Here is an 18517-nt window from a genome sequence, read left to right as displayed (position 1 = left end):
GGTGAACTCCTATGCGTGCAGGAAGAAGGAAACGGCTCCGAGCAGCGGCGCGTCGCCGCCGAGGGAACCAACGAGGATGGGTGTGTCGGCGACGGGTGTCATCGCGGAGGCCGCGAAGCCTTCGCGCAGGGCGTCCCACCAGATGTCCCCGGAGCGGGTCATGGACCCGGAGAGGATGACGACTCCCGGGTCCACGCAGTTGACCAACGAGGCCGTGGCCTCGCCGAGCGCGAACGCGGAGCGGGAGAAGCAGGCGGCGGCCAGGGCGTTGCCGGATTCGGCGAGCTCCTGCAGGGCGCGCCCGCCGTCGACCTCGGGGTCGGACTCGCTGCGCAGAGAGTCGTACCAGGCCGTGATACCCGAGCCGGAACAGAAGGCCTCGATGTGACCCTTGCGGCCGCACGAGCACGTCAGGTCGGGAGCGAAGTGGTGGTGAATGTGGCCCACGTGCCCGGCGATGCCGCGCGACCCGAAGGCCACGCGGCCGTCTTCGACCAGGGCGCCGCCGATTCCGGTTCCCACGGCGATGGACAGGACAGCGCGGTAGGGGCGTCCGGCGCCAAGCGTCGCCTCGCCCAGGCCGTGGGCGTGCACGTCGTTGAGGACGCGCACGGGCAGGCCCGTCGCTGCCTGAAGCTGAGCACCGAGGTGAGTGCCTCCCCAGCCGGGCATCGTGCCCGTGGCGGAGACGATGTCGCCGGTGGCCGGGTCGACGACGCCAGCGCTGGCGACGGCAACACCCGACACGGCAGGGTGCGAGGCGGCCAGGGAGGCCGCGAGAGCGCAGATGCGAGCCGCCACGTCGGCCCCGCCGCGCATCGCGTCGGTGGGGATCGATCCGCGCTCGGTGACCTCGTAGGTGTCACCGGCCCAGGCGATGCCCCACCCGACTTTGGTGCCACCGATATCGAGGGCAAGGAGCGTAGTCATGAGGATCCTTACGAAAAGTGCGGGGTATCAGAAAAATCGACGAGGCCGGGGCGGGGGTGCGCGACGCGGCGGCGCATGCACGGAAGGGAATGCCCCGGCCTCGTCGACGTATCAGGAGAGCAGGCCGACCGAGCGCAGCACGGAGGCGACGTGCTCGACATTGTCACCCTCGAGGGCGGCAACCGGGCGCGGCATCTCGGGCGAATCGAAGACGCCGAGCAGGTGCAGGGCGGCCTTGAAGGCACCGACGCCCGCACCGAAGCCCTGCACGCCCTTCACCTGGACGATGCGCATGAGGTCCGCGAGGCGGTCCTGCTCGCTGCGCACGGCCTCCCAGTCGCGCCTCTCGTAGGCCTGCCACTGGCGCACGTAGCCCTCGGGGTCCACGTTGGCCAGGCCGGGCACGGACCCGTCCGCCCCGGACATGTAGGCGCCGTCGACGACGACCTCGTGGCCGGTGAGGAGCTGGAGCGGGTGGCCGGCTGCCTCGTTGGCGCGGCACAGCCAGCGGAACGCGACGTCGTCGCCGGAGGAGTCCTTGACGCCGTCGATGACGCCGTCGCGGCCCAGGCGCATGAGCAGGTCGGGCGAGAGCTTCGTGTGCACGCACACGGGGATGTCGTAGGCCCACAGCTCCAGGCTGGTGTTCTCCTTGAGGAGGCGGAAGTGGCGCTCGACCTCGGTCTCGCCGCCGAGGGCGTAGAACGGGGCGGTCGCGACGACGCCGGTGGCGCCGCCAATCTCTTCGACGGCCATGATGTTCTCGATGACTCGCTCGGTCTCGGTGTCGATGACGCCGACCAGGAGCGGGACGCGGCCGTCGACGATGCGCACGGCCTCGCGCTGGATCTGGGCGCGGCGCTCGGCGGTCGAGAACGCGACCTCACCGGTGGAGCCGGAGACGAACAGGCCGTCGAGGCCGGCGTCGATCATGCGGTTGATGTGACGCTCGAGCGAGGGGACGTCGAGCTCGCCGTCCTTCAGCGGGATAGCCAGGGGCGGGACAACGCCACGGATCGTCGAAGACATAATTAGTACTCTCCTTCGAGGTCAAGGTTGGGGTGCAGGAGCGAGGGCGCGGCGCCCAGGAGCTCGCGGGTGTAGGGCTCGTAAGGATCGGCCAGCAGTTGCGCCGCCGGGCCTTCCTCCACGACAACGCCGCGGTTCATGACCGCGATCCGGTCCGACACGTAGCGGACGGTCTGGATGTCGTGCGAGATGAAGACCATCGCCAGGCCCAGTTCCTTCTTGAGGTCCGTGAGCAGGTTCAGGATCTGTGCGCGCACCGACACGTCGAGTGCGGAGGTGGGCTCGTCCGCGATGATCGCATCCGGGCCGATGGACAGGGCGCGGGCGATGGCCACGCGCTGACGCTGGCCGCCCGAGAGCTGGCCGGGCAGCGCGTCGAGGGCGCTCGAGGGCAGGCCGACGAGCGAGATCAGCTCGCGCACGCGCTTGGCTCGCGAGGCCTCGGTGCCGATGCGGTGCACGCGCAGCGGGTCAGCGAGCTGGTCCGCGACGTGCATGCGGGGGTTGAGGGCTGTCGCCGGGTCCTGGAAGACCACGGAGACGACGCGTCCGATCTCGCGGCGGGCTGCCGCGCTGCGCTTCGTGACTTCCTTGCCGTTGAAGAACACCTTGCCCTTCGTCGGCATCTGGAGGCCGCACATGACGTTCGCGGTCGTGGACTTGCCACAGCCGGATTCGCCGACGATGCCGAGCGTCTGGCCGCGCTCGATGCACATGTCGACGCCGCGCACCGCGTGCACCCTGTTGGGCCGGAGCAGGGAGCCGGTGCGGGAGTTGAAGGTGACCTCAACGCGCCTGAGCTCGATGATCGGGGTGTTGTCGCTCATCGCGTCTCCTCCTTTGCGTTCATTTCCTCGGGCACTCCGTAGGTGCCCTGTGCCTCGTCTTGGGGTGGCAGGGCCGCGTAGACGTGCTCGGGACCGACCTCGGTGAGGACCGGACGGATGTCCAGGCCGTACTCGGGGTGCGAGGACCGGGGGGCGAAGCGGTCGCCGACCGGGAAGTCGCGAGGCGAGGGCACCGTTCCGGGGACCTGGTGCAGGCGCCCGGAGCCGGACTCGATCGAGAGGACGGCGCCCAGCAGGCCGCGCGTGTACTCGTGGGTGGGGTGCGTGAGCAGCTCCGTGGTGGGGGCCTGCTCGATGACCTGACCGGCGTACATGACGGTGATGTGGTGAGCCACCTCGGCGACGAGCGCCAGGTCGTGGGACACGAAGATCATGGCGAATCCGAGCTTCTCACGCAGCTCGTTGAGCAGCGCGATGACCTGCTTCTGGACGGTGACGTCCAGGGCGGTGGTCGGCTCGTCCGCGATGATGAGCTTCGGGTCGCGGGTCAGGGCCATGGCGATGAGGACACGCTGGCGCTGGCCGCCGGAGAGCTCGTGCGGGTAGGACTCGAGGGTGCGCTTGGGATCCAGGCCCACCAGCGTGAGGAGTTCCTCGGCGCTGCGCGTGCCACCGCGGCTGGTCAGCTGCTTCATCTGAGCCTTGATCAGCATGGCGGGGTTGAGCGAGGAGAGCGCGTCCTGGTAGATCATGGCCATCTCGTGGCCGAGGAGGGCGCGGCGTTCCTCGATGGACTTGTCCAGCAGGTTCTCGCCCTGGTAGAGGATTTCGCCCGTGATCTGCGCCTTGGGGTCGATGAGGCCCATGATGGTCAGGGCGGTGATCGACTTGCCGCAGCCGGACTCGCCCACGAGGCCCATGGTCTCGCCGGGGCGCACCTTGAAGGACACGTGGTCGACGACGTTGACGTCGCCGTGACGCTCGAACTTGATGCACAGGTCATTGACCTCGAGCAGCGGGGTGGCCTCGAAGGAGGCGACGAAACGGTCGTGGCGCTGCCCTTCGACGGCCTTGAGGTCGTCGAGGCGCGCCTGCAGGGACTCGGCCTGCTCGGCGTAGGCCAGGCGGGGGTCGAGCAGGAGGCGGTCGGCCTCGCGGTCGCTGTCCTTGTCGACTTGGGCGACAGCGGCCGAGGAGGGCGCGGCGACCATCGCGTCCGTGATGCCCTCGGACAGGAGGTTCAGGCACAGGACGGTGATCATGATGAACAGGCCGGGGAAGAAGGCCGTCCACCACTTACCCTGCAGGACCGACAGGTTCGACGAGGCCTCGGACAGGACGTTGCCCCACGTGGGGACCTCGGTCGCCTGGAGACCCGACCCGATGAAGGTCAGGGAGGCCTCGAGGATGATGGCGTCGGCGACGAGGACCGTGGCGAAGACCAGCACCGGGGCCGCGGTGTTGCGCATGACGTGCTTGACGAGGATCCACGGGGCGCGGGCGCCCGACACGATGACCGCACGCACGTAGTCCTCGCCGTAGGCGGCCATAACGTTCGCGCGGACGATGCGCGCCAGCTGCGGAATGTAAACGAAGGCGATCGAGCACACGATGACGAGGACGAGCCCGAACGTGTTGCCTTCCTTCGACAGTGCGCTGCCGAAGACGAGGACCGTGACGGCCGCCATGGCGATGCCGGGCACCGCCATGATGACGTCGAGGATGCGCATGATCGTCTCGGACAGGCTCTTGCGCACAACCGCGGCGACGGAGCCGATGATCGAGCCGAAGAACAGGGCGACCAGGGTCGACAGGAGGCCGATCATCAGCGAGTAGCGGCCGCCGTACAGCACGCGCGCCAGGACGTCGCGGCCCACGTGGTCCGTCCCGAAGAGGTGCTCACCGGAGGGAGCCTGCCACTTCTTGGCGATGTCCTCGGGGCTGAAGGGGGAGATGTAGGGTGCCAGGAAGGATATGACAACGACGAGCGCCAGGACGACGATCGCGATCTTGGCTCCCACGGACATTGCGCCGATGCGCGAGAAGCGGGCGCCCTTCTTGGTGACCTTTGCGAGCTTTTCTTTCTGATTCATAACTCACACCGACCTAATACGCGGGTTGATGAGCAGGTAGAGCACATCGACGATGATGTTGACGATGATGAAGGCGATCGCGACGACGAGAGCGCCTCCCTGTACCAGGGTCACCCAGTTCTCCTGAATGCCCTTGAGCAGCACCGCCTTGCCCATGCCGTTGATGGAGAAAATGATTTCGATGACGACCGCGCCACCCATCAGGTACCCGACGCGCAGGCCGAGGACGGTGACGGGGGTGATGAGCGCGTTACGCAGGACGTTGCGAGCCACGACGATGCTCTTGGGGATGCCCGCGCCGACGGCGGTGCGGACGTAGTCGCGGTCCAGCTCCTCGACCATCGAGGTGCGCACGACGCGGGTCATCTGACCGATGACCGGAACCGCCAGGGCGATGGCGGGCAGAAGCATGCGCAGGAACCAGCCGGTCGGGTTGACGGTCAATGCTGGCACTTCTCCGGAGACCTTCAGGGGCGAGTGCAAGAACGCAAGAACCAGCAGGGCCGCGAGCCAGAAGGACGGGGTGCCGATGCCGATAACCGAGAAGACGCGGATGACCTGGTCGGGCCAACGGTCGCGGTAGAGCGCGGCGAGAACGCCGAGCGGGAAGGAGATGAGAACGGCGATGAACAGACCGAGGAAGGTCAGTTGCAGCGTCAGCGGCAGGGCCTTGGCCACCAGGTCCGTCACGCTGGACGAGCCCGCGCCGTAGGTGCCGAGGTCACCGTGGATCATGTTCCACAGGTAGCGGCCGTACTGAATGAAGAACGGGTCGTTGAGACCGTGCTGTGCTCGGTAGGCCTCGAGGGCTTGGGGGGTTGCCGACTCACCGAGCGCCGAGTAGGCGGGATCCACGGGAGACAGCCACATGATTGAGAAGACGAGGAAGGACACGCCGACCACCATGATCGGCAAGGCCACCAGTCGTCGTCCGATGAGTCGCAGAAGGTTATTCACTGCTAGACCTCCATTTCAACGGATTTTGGATACGAAAAAGGAGGGGTGGCGCCCGGCTGTGGCGTCTGCCTCAGGGTGGGCGCTCCACCCCTCCTTTCTACGCGGCCCCTAGGGGGCTTACTTGACGCTCACACCGATGAGCTGCAGGCCGGTGCAGGCGATCGGCTCAAAGCCGTCCACCTTCTCGGGGTTGGAGCCGGTGAGCACGTTGCGGAAGACCAGCGGGAAGAGGACGGTCTTCTCGGCGAGAAGATCCTGCGCCTCGCCCCACTTGGCCTTGGCGGCATCGCCTTCGAGCTGGCCGGCCTCGTCGATGATGCCCTGGAGCTGGTTGAAGGAGTCGGGATCCGAGACCTGCCAGCCGTCACGCTTCTTGGACCAGACGTTGTCGCCGTTCCACCAGGAGATGATGATGCCGGGATCGTTGCCGAAGACCGAGGGGTCGCCGGGGGCGATGACGACGTCGTAGGTGGGGTTGTCAACATCCGTGATGTTGGAGTACATGGCGTTGGAAGCGGAGGCCTCGTGAGTCACCGTGACGCCGATGGCCTCGAGGTCAGCCTTGATCTGGGGAACCATGGCCACGATCCACGGGTGATCGGTGGTGGTCAGGTTGATCGTCAGGCCGGAGACGCCCGCATCAGACAGGAGCTTGGTGGCCGCGTCCTTGTCGTAGGACAGGTCGGTCGAGGGCTTCTTGTAGAAGGGGTTGGCCTCGGGCAGGAAGGACGTCGCCGGGACGGCCTGGCCGTCGAGGGCGGTGTCGATCAGGGACTGCCGGTTGATGGCCCTGAGGAACGCGCGGCGAACCTCGGGCTTGTCGAAGGGGGCCTTCTGGGTGTTGAACATCATGAAGGCGTTGCCGTAGCCGGGCTTGGCGTCGACCTTCCACCCCTTGGAGGTGAGGTCTTCCTTCGCAGAGGCGGGGACGGACTCGACGATGTCGACCGTGCCGTCGTAGGCGGCGGACAGACGCGGGGTGTCATCCTTCAGGGGCAGCCAGTTGATCGTGTCAACGGTCGCGGGCGCGTTGCCGTTGTAGTGCTCGTTGGGGACCGCGACGACCTTCTGCTCGCCGACCTCGGTGTACTTGTAGGGGCCCGAGCCGATCGGGTTGGACTTCATGGCGGCCGCGTCGGCAGAGGCGGGGGTCACCATGAGGATCGCGAGGCGCTCCTTCAGGGAGGCGAAGGGGTGCTTGAGGTGGACGGTGACGGTCGTGGTGTCCTTGGCCTCCATCGAGTCGATGAAGGTGAAGAACTGGGCGAAGATCGAGCCCTCGGCCGTCGCCTTACCGAAGGCAGCCACAACGTCCTCGGCCGTCACATCGGTGCCGTCGGAGAACTTGGCGCCGTCACGCAGGGCGATCTCGTATTCGGTGTCGGATACCTTGACGGGGTCACCGGCGGCCAGGGCGGGGCTGACGCTGTAGTCGGTGCGGTCCAGGCGGTACAGGCCCTCGAGGACCTGCCAGTTGGTGCCCATGGGAAGGGCACCGGTGGTCAGGGGCCCGAAGTCGTCGCTCGTGTAGGCAGCGGCGACGTTGAGCTCGGTGCCGGTGCCCGAGGCGGTCGTTCCGCCGCCGCCACCGCCACACGCGGTCAGGGCCATTGCGGCTGCTGCGGCCAACGCAGCGCCGGTTGCGAAGTGTTTGCGCATTCGCATGCTCTCGCTCCTCATCTTCGAGAAATGGAACGTGCGGATCTTTTGTTCCGCTCGCTATACTTATCTTATGTTGTCAGACAAATCTGTGCAAGAGATTACAGCACAAGTACCCGGATCCACCGACGCAAACCGCGCGGCACCAGCGCACATTGATACGCGATCCTCCGTCACGATGGACGCGGTCAAGTCCTACATCCTGCGCCACGGGCTGCGCCCCGGGGACCGCCTGCCCACCGAATCCGCGCTGTGCGCCGACCTCGGCGTCTCGCGCTCCTCCGTGCGCGAGGCCCTGCGCAAGCTCCAAGCCCTCGACATCGTCACGGTACGCCAGGGATCGGGATCCTACGTCGGCGACATGTCCATGCAGCCCCTCGTCGAAACCCTCGTGCTGCGCGCCGCCCTCGACGACATCAACGGCGTGCAATCCCTGCACTCGATCGTCGAAACCCGCCACGCCCTCGACCTGGGGATCGCCCTGCCGCTCACGCGCGCCATGAAGGGCACCTCGAACCCACAGCTGTGGGAACTGGTCAACACCATGATGGACCACGCCCACTCCGGCGCCACCTACCTGGACCAGGACATCGCGTTCCACTCCGGCATGCTCGCCTACCTGAAGAACCCGCTCATGCACCAGCTCGTCGCCGCCATGTGGCTCGTCCACCAGAGCGTGACCCCGCAGCTGGCCGCAGCGTCGCGCCAGGAGATGGAGGATACCGCCGCAGCGCACGCCGCCATCCTGCGCGCCTGCGAGGCCGGGGACGCGAACGCCTACGCCGCCGCTGTCGACGCGCACTACGAACCCCTCATGGCGATCATCGAAGGCCGCTGACAACTGGCGCCGGCGCGCTGGGCGACGACGCGCTGGTGCCCTCCTTTTACCATCGTCCCGGCAGGAACGACGCCTCCCAGAGGCCACGGTCCCGCTCGAAGACAACCACGACCTCGTCTCCACAGCCGCTGATGTCGCTATATCCGAAGGGCCCGGGCCCCACGCTCACGAGGCTGCGCGCGCGGATCGGCCCCTCCCAGGGGGCCGAGATCCGGACGACCATGCCGCCGGCGCGCGCGTCATGTTCGTGCGGATGAACGAACACATCCCCCCAGGCGCAGGCGTTGCAGCCGGGATCGTCCACCTGCCACACGCGAGCGCCCACCCAGCGCCGCCCGTCGCCCCACGCCAGGTAGCGCGCGCCCGAACCCCGCCCCTCGAAGCCCTGCAAGCGACAATTCGCGACGACGCGGCCGTCCCACACCGTCACCGACGTCTCATCCAGGAGGATGCCGTCCGGCCCCACGAGAGGGTCGGCCAGGCAGGTGATGCGCCCGCCCCGCGCGTAGACAACCCGCACGTGGGTTCGCTCCCCCACGCGCACGACGTAGGGCATGGCGACGTCGCCGTCGACGCTCGCGGTCGCGCCCGACGTCGCGAACAGGGCGTCCGCGCCGGTGGCCTCGTACAGCGCGTCGGTCATGTCGGCGTAGGTCAGATCCTCGGGGCCGCTCCCCCACGCCCACCAGGCGCGCAGCCTCTCGCCGTCCGCGCGCGAATCCATGTAGCCAACGCGCCCATCGGAGGAAGCGAAGGCCAGGTGCATGACGCCTTGCTCGTCGACGCCGACGCAGGCGTCCGAGGACACCACGGGCGCCCCCTCCGGCAGAGGACGCGCGGCCGACCACTCGCCGGCCTCGACGCGCTGCATCCAGCGGATCCTGTTCGGGTTGGGCAGGTCCGAGGCCATGGTCAGCCCATTGAAGTCGGCTCCCGTGCCCGAGGCCGGGGCGGGGCGCTCGTCGTAGAAGAGGAGGAGGCGCTCGCCGGGGAGCCTCACCAGGGCCGGGATGCGCGCCTCGCCCGCGCCGATCGGCGCGACGATTGGGCGAGCCCCCACCTGGACGGGCATGCCATAGATCTCAGTCATGCGGACAGCATAGCGTGCAGTGATTCAATACACATGTATAGCAAAAGCCCCGGGGAACTATCGTTCCTCGGGGCTCGCAGCGAAGACCGTCAGCGGGTCTCGCGGTGCGCCGTCGACTTGTGGCAGCGCGGGCAATACTTCGCCAGTTCGAGACGATCCGGCGTGTTACGACGGTTCTTCTTGGTGATGTAGTTGCGCTCCTTGCACTCCGAGCAGGCCAGAGTGATCTTGGGGCGAACGTCCTGAGACTTGCTTGCCACGGTTGTTTCCCTCGCTTAGTTTCGTCGCTCGTGCGACCTGTCGGATCAAGAATTGGTAGCGGGGGCGGGGCTCGAACCCGCGACCTCACGATTATGAGTCGTGCGCTCTGACCAGCTGAGCTACCCCGCCGCCGGAAGCGGATAAATCCGCAACCGGAGCCCCGAAAGGGAATCGAACCCTTGACCTTCTCCTTACCATGGAGACGCTCTGCCTACTGAGCTATCGGGGCAACGCCGGAAAGCTTATCCCAACTCTGGCTGCCGAAGCAATCCCAGAACCTGAGAAGGACCTCACAGGCGTTTCTCGCTGGAACCAGCGAGTGGTGGCAGGTGAGGGATTCGAACCCCCGAAGCACGAAGCGTCTGATTTACAGTCAGATCCATTTGGCCGCTTTGGTAACCTGCCATGCGCCGCTCTCGCGGTGCCGTGAAAGAATAGCATTAAAATAGACCCGAACGCCAATCGAAACGCTGATCGGCGAAATACCAACGAAAGGTGCCCCTCATGGCAGACTCCTCCTTCGACGTTGTCTCCAAGCTCGACCGCCAGGAGGTCGATAACGCCGTCAACCAGACCGCCAAGGAGATCGCCAACCGCTACGACTTCCGCGGCGTCGACGCGGCCATCACCCTGAGCGGGGACACGATCGCCATGGAGGCGAACTCCGCGTCCCGCGTCATGGCAATCCTCGACGTCCTGCAGTCCAAACTCATCCGCCGCGGCCTGTCCCTAAAGGTCCTCGACTACAAGGACCGCGAGCCCAAGGCCTCCGGCAAGCTCTTTAAACTGACCTGCCCCCTCAAGGAGGGCATCCCCCAGGACACCGCGAAGAAGATCTCGAAACTGATCCGTGAGGAAGGCCCCAAGGGCGTCAAAGCCCAGATTCAGGGTGACGAACTTCGCGTTTCCTCCAAGTCCCGAGACGACCTACAGACCGTCATCGCCCTCCTCAAGGGCCCCAAGGGTGAGGAACTGGACGTCGCGCTCCAGTTCGTGAACTACCGCTGAGTCTTCTGGCTTCTGCCGACGATCGCGGGCGGGCGGCCGGTTAACTCCGGCCGCCCGCCCCCGTCTGCTCACGCTAGTAGCCCGCGATCTGCTCCAGGCGGGCGATCCGCTGCTCCATCGGCGGGTGGGTCGCAAACAGGCGTCCCAGCGATCGGCCGCGGAACGGATTCGCGATCATCATGGCGGCGACGTTGCGCGTCCGGGGCGTATCGACCATCGGGCGCCGGTCGGTCGTCATCTCCAGCTTGCGCAGCGCCGACGCCAGGGCGAGCGGATCCTCGGTGAGCCTGGCCCCATCCTCGTCGGCATCGAACTCCCGGGTACGCGACAGCGAGAACTGGATGAGCATCGAAGCGATCGGCGCGAGCAGGCTCATCGCGATGAGACCGAGGACGCCCACTCCCCCCTGCTCGTCCCGCCTGTTTCCCGCGCCGAAAAACATCAGGAACTGCGCGACCGACGTGATGACGCCACCCATCGCGGCGGCCACCGACGAGGTCAGGATGTCCCGGTTGTACACGTGCATCAGCTCGTGCCCGAGGACGCCGCGCAGCTCGCGCTCATTGAGGATCTCGAGGATCCCCTCCGTGCAGCACACGGCGGCATTGTTCGGATTACGGCCCGTCGCAAAGGCGTTCGGCGTCATCGTCGGCGCCACCCAAATACGAGGCATGGGCTGGCACGCGCGCTCGGAAAGCTCGCGAACGATGGCGTAGAGCTCGGGCCGTTCGAGTTCGCTGACCGGGTAGGCGTTCATGGAGCGCAGCGCGATCGATGCCGAATTCCAGTACGAGTAGGCGGTCTGCGCCAGCCCAATGCCCGCAAACACGACGATCCAGATGGCCCGCCCGGTGCCCTGCGCCACGAGCGCCCCAATGCACACGAGCAACGCCCACATGCCGCCCAGCAGCAGCGTCGTCTTCAGGCCATTGTGATAGTTGCGGTGCACCATACGCGCGAGGTTAGAGAGATTACCTGGGAAGCACCTGGGAACCAGCCGAAACGCGGGTGAGAATATCCCGGATTCCTCGCAGTTCACCAACGAGGCCGGGCCGGGAACGCAGCCGGGGCCACCAACGAGGCCGGGGCCGCGCCAGGCCCTCACACACGAACGAGGCCGCGACCGGAGAACCCGGCCACGGCCTCGTGAAGGAGAGACGAGACTCAGTTGCGGCGCCCCGGCCCCGTGTAGTCGTCGAAGCGCTCGGGGGCGGTGGGCACGCCCATCTCGCCCATATCGCCGATCAGGTCGGCGGAGGCGGGGTCCACCTGCGCGCCGCGCGAAATGTCGGTCATCGCGCGACGCGACACGACCTTCACGCGCTCGCGCGTGCCACGGCCGCCCGGAAGCTCACCGTAGTCCTCACCGAGGGCCTGTTCGTAGGCGTCCAGCAGCTCCCAACCCTCCCAGGTCGTGAACTCGACGCCGCGCGACTCCAGGAGCGCCACCATGGCCTCGTGCCCAACCTCGGCGGTGTTCGCGTGCAGGCGCCCCTGCGAGGCGTCCTCCACGAGGTGCGTGATCGTCTGCTGCGCGTCGGACTTCGTCGAACCGATGAGGCCGACGGGGCCGCGCTTGATCCACCCGGTCGCGTACACGCCGGGGATGACGGGCGCGGACTCGTCCTTCGTGGTGTCGCCCTCGATGACGCGCCCCTCAACGTTGGGGACCACGCCGGCGCGCTCGTCGAAGGGCAGGCCCGGGATCGGCGACGAGAAGTAGCCCACCGCGCGGTACACGGCCTGCACGGGCCACGTCGTGATGACGCCCGTGCCCGACACAGTGCCGTCGCCGTTCAGGGCGGTGCGCTCGGTGCGCAGCGCCTTCACGTGGCCGCGCTCGTCAGCGACGATCTCGACCGGGGCCTGGAACAGGTGGATGTGGATACGACGCGACGCCGTGTGCTCCTCAGGATCGGCCATCGCGTAGTTCGTCAGGGTCTTGACGACCTGGCGCTGCTGGTTCGACGCGCGCAGCGCCTCCTCAGACCCCTCGTCGAAGTCGAAATCCTCCTCCGAGACGATGACGTCCACGTCCGGCACCTTACCCAGCTCACGCAGCTCCAGCGGCGTGAACTTCACCTGCGCCGGACCGCGGCGGCCGAACACGTGCACGTCCGTGATCGGGTTGTCAGCCAGGGCCTCGGCGACGTTGGCCGGCACCTCAGTCTTGAGCATATCCTCGGCGTGCTTGGCGAGAACGCGCGAGACGTCCAAGGCCACGTTCCCCACACCAAGGACCGCGACCTCGCGGGCCTTCAGCGGCCACGTGCGCGGGTAGTCCGGGTTGCCGTCGTACCAGGACACGAAGTCGGCGGCGCCGTAGGACTCGGGCAGGTCCACGCCGGGAATGTCGAGCGGATGGTCGCGGTCCGCACCGGTCGCGATGATGATCGCGTCGTAGTGGTCGCGCAGGTCGTCGATCGTCACGTCGCGGCCCACCTCGACGTTGCCGAGCAGGCGAATGTCTCCGCGCTGGAGGATCTTGTACAGGGCGACGATGATCTGCTTAATGCGCGGGTGGTCGGGCGCCACACCGTAGCGCACAAGCCCGTAGGGGGCGGGAAGCCGCTCGAAAAGGTCGATATTCACCTCGAGCCCCGACTTCGACAGGATGTCCGACGCGTAGATGCCAGCGGGACCGGCGCCGATGACGGCAACGTTGAGCGGTGCCAAGCGAGTTCTCCTTCTTCGTGACCGCGCGCGAGTGCGCGCACCTGGGCACCAAGTCTAGCGCCCCAAGGCCAAGGGCAACCTAAGCTGAGACGGCAAACACAGCCTCGGTTCCTCGCTTGCGCGGGACGAGGCCCGGGCGCGGCAGCTCCCCCACGGACGAAGCCCGGGCGCCCTGCTCAGTCGGGACGAGGCCCGGGCGCCCTGCTCAGTCGGGACGAGGCCTTGGCATGTTCGGTTCAGAGGCAACCTCTGCGCCTCCCTCCCAAAAGTCGCATGCAATTCGGTTGACCGAACTTTTCTCATCACCCAGAAACGTTGGAATTGCAACGACACTATTTCAATACATAAAAGGTTGACAGGGAAATTGCATGCGACATTGTTGGGGAACCATGACGATGCCCCATACACGATTCGGTCACGACCGGGACAGGTCGAGAAACACGCGAACGCGAAACCGCCGCCTGGGTCCACTGGTACAAGACCCGCCGCCCCCTCTCCCTGGGCGGCATCACACCACAACAAGCAGAAAATCAACACACAACAACACGAAAGGAAGCGGGCTCAACAAGCCTCCACAAAACCCGGGACTTGACACACCCACTAAGGGGCATTGCACCCGTTACGCGGCGCTGCACCCGTTACGCGGCGCTGCACCCGAACAGAAGGGGTGCAATGCCTACAGATCGGGTGCAATGCCTACAGATCGGGTGCACGACCCCATCCGTCACAAGCTCACATGCGGACCTGCCCGAAAGGACGTCCACGGACCCGACAGGCTTGGCTGGGCCTGGCGGCGCAGTCCAAACAGCTGGCTGGGCCTGGCGGCGCAGTCCAAACAGCTGGCTGGGCCCGGCGGCGGCAGGGCCTGACCGGCCTTCGAGACGACGAGCCGAGCGGGCGGCTCGCGGCGCAGACAACGAGCGGGCCACCGAGCGCGCGGCTCACGTCGCTCGCGCGGCATAAAGCCCGGGCGCGGGGCGCGCATACGACGAGGCCGGGACCCGCCGCGCCAAACAGCGCAGAGGACCCCGGCCTCGACAGTAAGTCAGACCAGTCGATCCACCATGAGGTTCGCGAAGGCCTCGAGCGCGGTCTTCGCCTCGCCCTTCGGCAGCGGAGCCAGGGCAGCGATCGCGTCGCCGGCCCAGGTGCGCGCCAGCTCGCGCGTCTCCTCCAGCACGTCATGGCCGCGCAGCTGCTCGACGACCGAGGCCAGGGCCTCGTCGGAGGATAGGTCACCCGCGAGCTCGCGCAGGATGCGCGCCCCCGCCTCGTCGATGGTGCCGGCGGCCTCGCGGCGGCGCAGCAGGAGGACGGGCAGCGTGTCCACGCCCTCACGCAGGTCGGTGCCCGGGGTCTTGCCGGACTGCTCGCCCGAGGACGCCAAATCCAGCACGTCGTCGGCGATCTGGAAGGCGACGCCCACCTTCTCACCGAAGTCGGCGACCACGTCGGCCATCAGCTGGCCGGCACCCGACAGCAAGGCGCCAAAAGAGGCGGCCGTCGACACCAGCGAGCCGGTCTTATCCGCCAGGACCTGCAGGTAGAAGTCCACACGATCCGCACCGTCAACCGGGCCGAAGGTCTCGTTGAGCTGGCCCTCACACAGGCGCTCGAAGGTGCGCGCGTGGTGAGCCACAATCTCCGGGCCCAGCGACGCCACCAGCAGCGAGGCGCGCGCGAAGAGAATATCGCCGGCCAGAATCGCTCGATTGTTACCCCACAGGTGCTGGGCCGAGGGGACCCCGCGACGGGTCGGCGCGGAATCCATGACGTCGTCGTGGTACAGGGAGGCCAGGTGCGTCAGCTCGACAGCCGTTGCAGCCGTGATGACCCTGTCGTCGAGCGCGCGCTCGGGGTCGCCCAGCTGCGCGCAGACGAGGGTCAGGAGCGGACGCATCCGCTTACCGCCCGCGACCGCCAGATGACGTGTCAGCTCGTCCGTCAGGTCACGCGACGAGGAAACGGCGTCAAGAAGACGACGCTCGACGACCTCGAGCCCCGGGGTAATGCGGGACTCGAGGTCGGGAACATGAAGATCGGGTGTTTGAGCACTCACGGGATCAGTATGACGATCTTTTCAAGCAGACTCAACACGGGACCGGGGAACACGCCCAGGGCGATCGTTCCGAGCGCGCACACCAGGATGGCCAGAGCGGACAGGCCCTCCGAGTGAACCACTACGGATTCCTCACTGGGCTCAGTGAAGAACATGACGCGCACGAGGCGGAAGTAGTAGAACGCCGTGATCGCCGAGGCGACGAGGCCCACGATCGCAAGCCAGCCGATGCCGCCCTTGATCGCGTCCGAGAAAATCACGAACTTTCCAACGAAACCACCAGTCAGCGGGATGCCCGCGAAGGACAGCAGGAACACCAGCATCGAGCCGGCGATCCACGGGTGCGTGCGCCCGATGCCCGCCCACTTCGACAGGCTCGTCGCCTCGCCCAGGACGTTGCCCTCCGCGTCGCGGCCGCGCACCAGCGCGATCACGCCGAAGGCGCCGACCGTGGCCAGGCCGTAGCCCAGCGTGTAGAACAACACATGGCCCGTGCCGCCCTTCTGGATCGCGAGGATACCCATCAGGATGAAGCCCGCGTGAGCGATCGACGAGTACGCCAGCATGCGCTTGACGTCGTCTTGCACGAGGCCCGCGAAGGTACCGACGAGGATCGTCAGGACCGCGACGGCCGCGAAGACGTACACGAAGTCCCACTGCAGGTAGGCGGCGACGGCCTGATAGAAGCGGGCCATCGCGGCGAAGGCCGCGATCTTCACGGCTGCCGCCATGAAGCCCGTCACCGGGGTTGGGGCGCCCGTGTAGACATCGGGGGTCCACGCGTGGAAGGGCGCGGCGCCCACCTTGAAGAGCAGGCCCACCATCACGCAGAACACGCCGATGAGGACCATCCAGTCCATGTTGACGTTGTTCGCGATGGCCGGTCCCAGGGCCGAGATACGCAGCGAGTTGGCGAAACCGAAGAGGAACGCCGAGCCCATGAGCATGAACCCGGAGGAGAAGGCACCGAGCACGAAGTACTTCAGAGCCGCCTCGAAGGACAGCTGACGGCGCCGACGCGCGGTCGCGGCCATGATGTACAGGGGCAGTGACATGACTTCGAGGGACACGAAGAGTGTCACGAAGTTGTCCGCGGCCGGGAAGATCATCATGCCGCCCAGCGAGAACAGGGTCAGCGGGAACATCTCCGAACGCTGGTAGCCCTTGCGCTCGGTGAGCTCCTCGGCGGCAGAATCCGGTCGGTCCGAGGGCTGGCCCGCGAACGCGCCGTCGCCGACGCTGGTGCGGTCAGCCATCACCAGAATGGCCATGAAGCCGATGATCATGAGGATCGACTGCGCGGCGATCGTCAGCGGATCCTCAATGTACTCGCCCAGCGAGGCGGGGGCCGCCACGACGGGAGCCCAGCGCAACGCGAGCATGACGCACGCGCCAGCGGTCGCCAGGATCGACAGGCCGACCACGATGGGGCGGCGCGCCTTGACGGGGGCGAAGGCCTCGACGAGGATGCCGAGGACCGCGCCACCCAGGACGATGAGAATGGGCGCGAGGCTCAGCCAGTGAACCTCGGGGGCCTGGAAGTTAGCCATGGGTAGGACGTTCACTGTGCGCTCCCTTCAACGGCGGCCGGGACCTGCGAGGTGGCCAGGTCGAGGTCTGAAGCAACCGGGGTCAGGGCGCTCACGAGGGGCGCCGACCAGATACCAAGGACGAGCATCGCGATGACGAGCGGGGTCATGACGCAGCGTTCGCGCGCCCCGAGGTCTGCCAGCTCCTCCTTGCCCTTGCCCGGAGCGCCCGTGAAGACGCGCTGGTAGGGCATGAGGATGTACATCGCGGCGATGACCACGCCGAGGACGGCGAAGAGGGCCAGCGGGCCGCTCACCGTCCAGGTGCCCATGAGCACCAGGTACTCAGGGACGAAGCCGGACAGGCCGGGCAGCGCGATCGACGCGAGGCCGCTCATCAGCCACAGGCCGGCGAGGACCGGGGTGACCTTCTGCATGCCGACGTATTCGCGCATGTCCTGCGTGCCCCCGCGGCGCGAGAGCCAGCCGGAGAGCAGGAACATCGCGGCGATCGACACACCGTGGGCGACCATGTAGAACATGGCGCCGACGAGCGCGATCTGCGAGCCGATGAAGATGCCGAGCACCATGAAGCCGAAGTGCGACACGGAGGTGTAGGACACGAGGCGCATGATGTCGTTCTGCCCGTTGGCGGACAGGCCGCCCCACAGGATCGAGATGACAGCGAGCACGCACATGACCCACTTGGCCGCCGCGGAGGCGCCGGGGGTGAGCTGCAGGCACATCGTGATCATGCCGAAGGTGCCGATCTTGTCCAGGACGCCGACCAGCAGAACCGAGGTTCCGGGGCGGGCGACGGCTGCCGTGTCGGGCAGCCAGGTGTGGACGGGGACCATCGGGGCCTTGATCGCGAACGCAACCATGAAGGTCACGAAGATGATCATCTGGATGACCAGCGGGGCGTTCGGCAGGATCTGGGCGAGCGTATCGATGCGGAAGAAGGTCGTCACGTCCTGCGCTGCCTGCGAGCCCATCGCCCACAGGTAGATGATGCCACCGAGCATGACCAGGCCGCCGAAGAGGCGAGTACAGCAGGAACTTCATCGCGGCCTTGTGGCGGGCTGCCTCGTCGCCGACGCCGTAGCGTCCGATCATGAGGTACAGCGGGACCAGCATGGCCTCGAAGGCGACGTAGAAGACCACCAGGTCGTAAGCCGCGAAGATGAGGACCATGAACGCCTGGAGGGCGAGCACCAGCGCCGGGTAGGCGCCCCGGTCCTCGTTCTCGTCCCAGCCGGCGACGAGCACGATCGGCACGAGCGCGAGGGCCAGGAGGATCATGACGAGGCCGAGGGAGGTCACGCCGAGGGACCAGGTGACGCCCATCTGCGGGATCCACGTGCGGGACTCGTAGAGCTGGTACGAGGCCGGGGCGGACCAGTTGAACGCGGTGGCGGCAGCGTACACGCCGAGGGCGAGCTCGACGAGGGCGATGGCCAGGGCGACGAGGCGCCCAGCGGAGCGCCTGAGGGGCGGGACGAAGCCGAGGAGGGCCGCGCCCGCGGCCGGAAGGGCCACGAGGACGGTCAGCCACGGGAAGTTAGCAGCAACCATTGCACTTTCCATTGTCGTGTACCCC

At 67.0% G+C, this 18517-nt stretch carries 14 protein-coding genes, 3 tRNA genes and 1 pseudogene; 2 read left to right on the top strand and 16 right to left on the bottom strand.

Going from position 1 to position 18517, the window contains the following annotated elements; translation table 11 throughout:
* Positions 1-9: 9 nt before the first annotated feature.
* The 6 genes from QU663_RS02005 to QU663_RS01980 all read right to left on the bottom strand — a co-directional run bounded on the left by QU663_RS02005 (position 10) and on the right by QU663_RS01980 (position 7462).
* Positions 10-930, bottom strand: coding sequence for an ROK family protein (locus QU663_RS02005; protein ID WP_021612507.1), 921 nt, complete (start codon positions 928-930; stop codon positions 10-12).
* A gap of 111 nt (positions 931-1041) precedes the next feature.
* Complete coding sequence (locus tag QU663_RS02000) at positions 1042-1959, bottom strand: dihydrodipicolinate synthase family protein (RefSeq protein WP_021612508.1); 918 nt, start codon at positions 1957-1959, stop codon at positions 1042-1044.
* Positions 1960-1961: 2 nt separating this feature from the next.
* On the bottom strand, positions 1962-2786 hold the full coding sequence (locus tag QU663_RS01995; RefSeq protein WP_021612509.1) for an ABC transporter ATP-binding protein: 825 nt from the start codon (positions 2784-2786) through the stop codon (positions 1962-1964).
* The gene (locus tag QU663_RS01990; RefSeq protein WP_021612510.1) at positions 2783-4840 is read right to left on the bottom strand and encodes a dipeptide/oligopeptide/nickel ABC transporter permease/ATP-binding protein; all 2058 of its coding nucleotides are present in this window, start codon (positions 4838-4840) and stop codon (positions 2783-2785) included. The genes QU663_RS01995 and QU663_RS01990 overlap by 4 nt, the downstream gene beginning before the upstream one ends.
* A gap of 3 nt (positions 4841-4843) precedes the next feature.
* Positions 4844-5797, bottom strand: a complete 954-nt coding sequence (locus QU663_RS01985; protein ID WP_034481985.1) for an ABC transporter permease — start codon at positions 5795-5797, stop codon at positions 4844-4846.
* Between the two features lie 117 nt (positions 5798-5914).
* Positions 5915-7462, bottom strand: a complete 1548-nt coding sequence (locus QU663_RS01980) for an ABC transporter substrate-binding protein (RefSeq protein WP_034481987.1) — start codon at positions 7460-7462, stop codon at positions 5915-5917.
* A gap of 67 nt (positions 7463-7529) precedes the next feature.
* On the opposite strand from QU663_RS01980, the gene QU663_RS01975 reads away from it, so the two are divergent.
* The gene (locus tag QU663_RS01975) at positions 7530-8294 is read left to right on the top strand and encodes a FadR/GntR family transcriptional regulator (RefSeq protein WP_232210949.1); all 765 of its coding nucleotides are present in this window, start codon (positions 7530-7532) and stop codon (positions 8292-8294) included.
* Positions 8295-8340: 46 nt separating this feature from the next.
* Here QU663_RS01975 and QU663_RS01970 read toward each other — a convergent pair whose 3' ends face one another.
* From QU663_RS01970 to QU663_RS01950, 5 genes are all read right to left on the bottom strand, one after another.
* On the bottom strand, positions 8341-9384 hold the full coding sequence (locus QU663_RS01970) for a sialidase family protein (protein ID WP_021612514.1): 1044 nt from the start codon (positions 9382-9384) through the stop codon (positions 8341-8343).
* An 89-nt stretch (positions 9385-9473) separates the two neighbouring features.
* Positions 9474-9644: a 50S ribosomal protein L33 gene (rpmG, locus tag QU663_RS01965; protein ID WP_003792256.1), complete on the bottom strand. Its 171-nt coding sequence runs from the start codon at positions 9642-9644 to the stop codon at positions 9474-9476.
* A gap of 53 nt (positions 9645-9697) precedes the next feature.
* Positions 9698-9774 (bottom strand) — tRNA-Met (locus QU663_RS01960).
* 27 nt (positions 9775-9801) lie between these two features.
* Positions 9802-9874: transfer RNA gene (locus QU663_RS01955), tRNA-Thr, on the bottom strand.
* Positions 9875-9965: 91 nt separating this feature from the next.
* A tRNA-Tyr gene (locus QU663_RS01950) sits at positions 9966-10050 on the bottom strand.
* A 99-nt stretch (positions 10051-10149) separates the two neighbouring features.
* Here QU663_RS01950 and QU663_RS01945 point away from each other — a divergent pair.
* A complete protein-coding gene (locus QU663_RS01945) occupies positions 10150-10653 on the top strand; it encodes a YajQ family cyclic di-GMP-binding protein (RefSeq protein ID WP_021612516.1) in 504 nt (167 codons plus the stop codon).
* Positions 10654-10726: 73 nt separating this feature from the next.
* Here the strand turns inward: QU663_RS01945 and htpX are convergent, their stop codons facing one another.
* From htpX to QU663_RS01920, 5 genes and pseudogenes are all read right to left on the bottom strand, one after another.
* Complete coding sequence (htpX, locus tag QU663_RS01940) at positions 10727-11605, bottom strand: zinc metalloprotease HtpX (RefSeq protein WP_021612034.1); 879 nt, start codon at positions 11603-11605, stop codon at positions 10727-10729.
* Positions 11606-11817: 212 nt separating this feature from the next.
* Positions 11818-13329 (bottom strand): FAD-dependent oxidoreductase, encoded by a 1512-nt coding sequence (locus tag QU663_RS01935; protein WP_021612033.1) that lies wholly within the window; start codon positions 13327-13329, stop codon positions 11818-11820.
* Positions 13330-14374: 1045 nt separating this feature from the next.
* Positions 14375-15388, bottom strand: coding sequence for a polyprenyl synthetase family protein (locus QU663_RS01930; RefSeq protein ID WP_021612032.1), 1014 nt, complete (start codon positions 15386-15388; stop codon positions 14375-14377).
* Positions 15385-16938, bottom strand: coding sequence for an NADH-quinone oxidoreductase subunit NuoN (gene nuoN / locus QU663_RS01925; RefSeq protein WP_021612031.1), 1554 nt, complete (start codon positions 16936-16938; stop codon positions 15385-15387). Before nuoN ends, QU663_RS01930 begins: the two co-directional genes overlap by 4 nt.
* A gap of 11 nt (positions 16939-16949) precedes the next feature.
* Positions 16950-18492, bottom strand: a pseudogene (locus tag QU663_RS01920) (NuoM family protein).
* Between the last annotated feature and the right edge of the window lie 25 nt (positions 18493-18517).

The sequence above is a fragment of the Schaalia sp. HMT-172 genome (assembly GCF_030644365.1).
Lineage (GTDB): Bacteria > Actinomycetota > Actinomycetes > Actinomycetales > Actinomycetaceae > Pauljensenia.
This window is presented reverse-complemented; position numbering and strand designations above follow the sequence as displayed.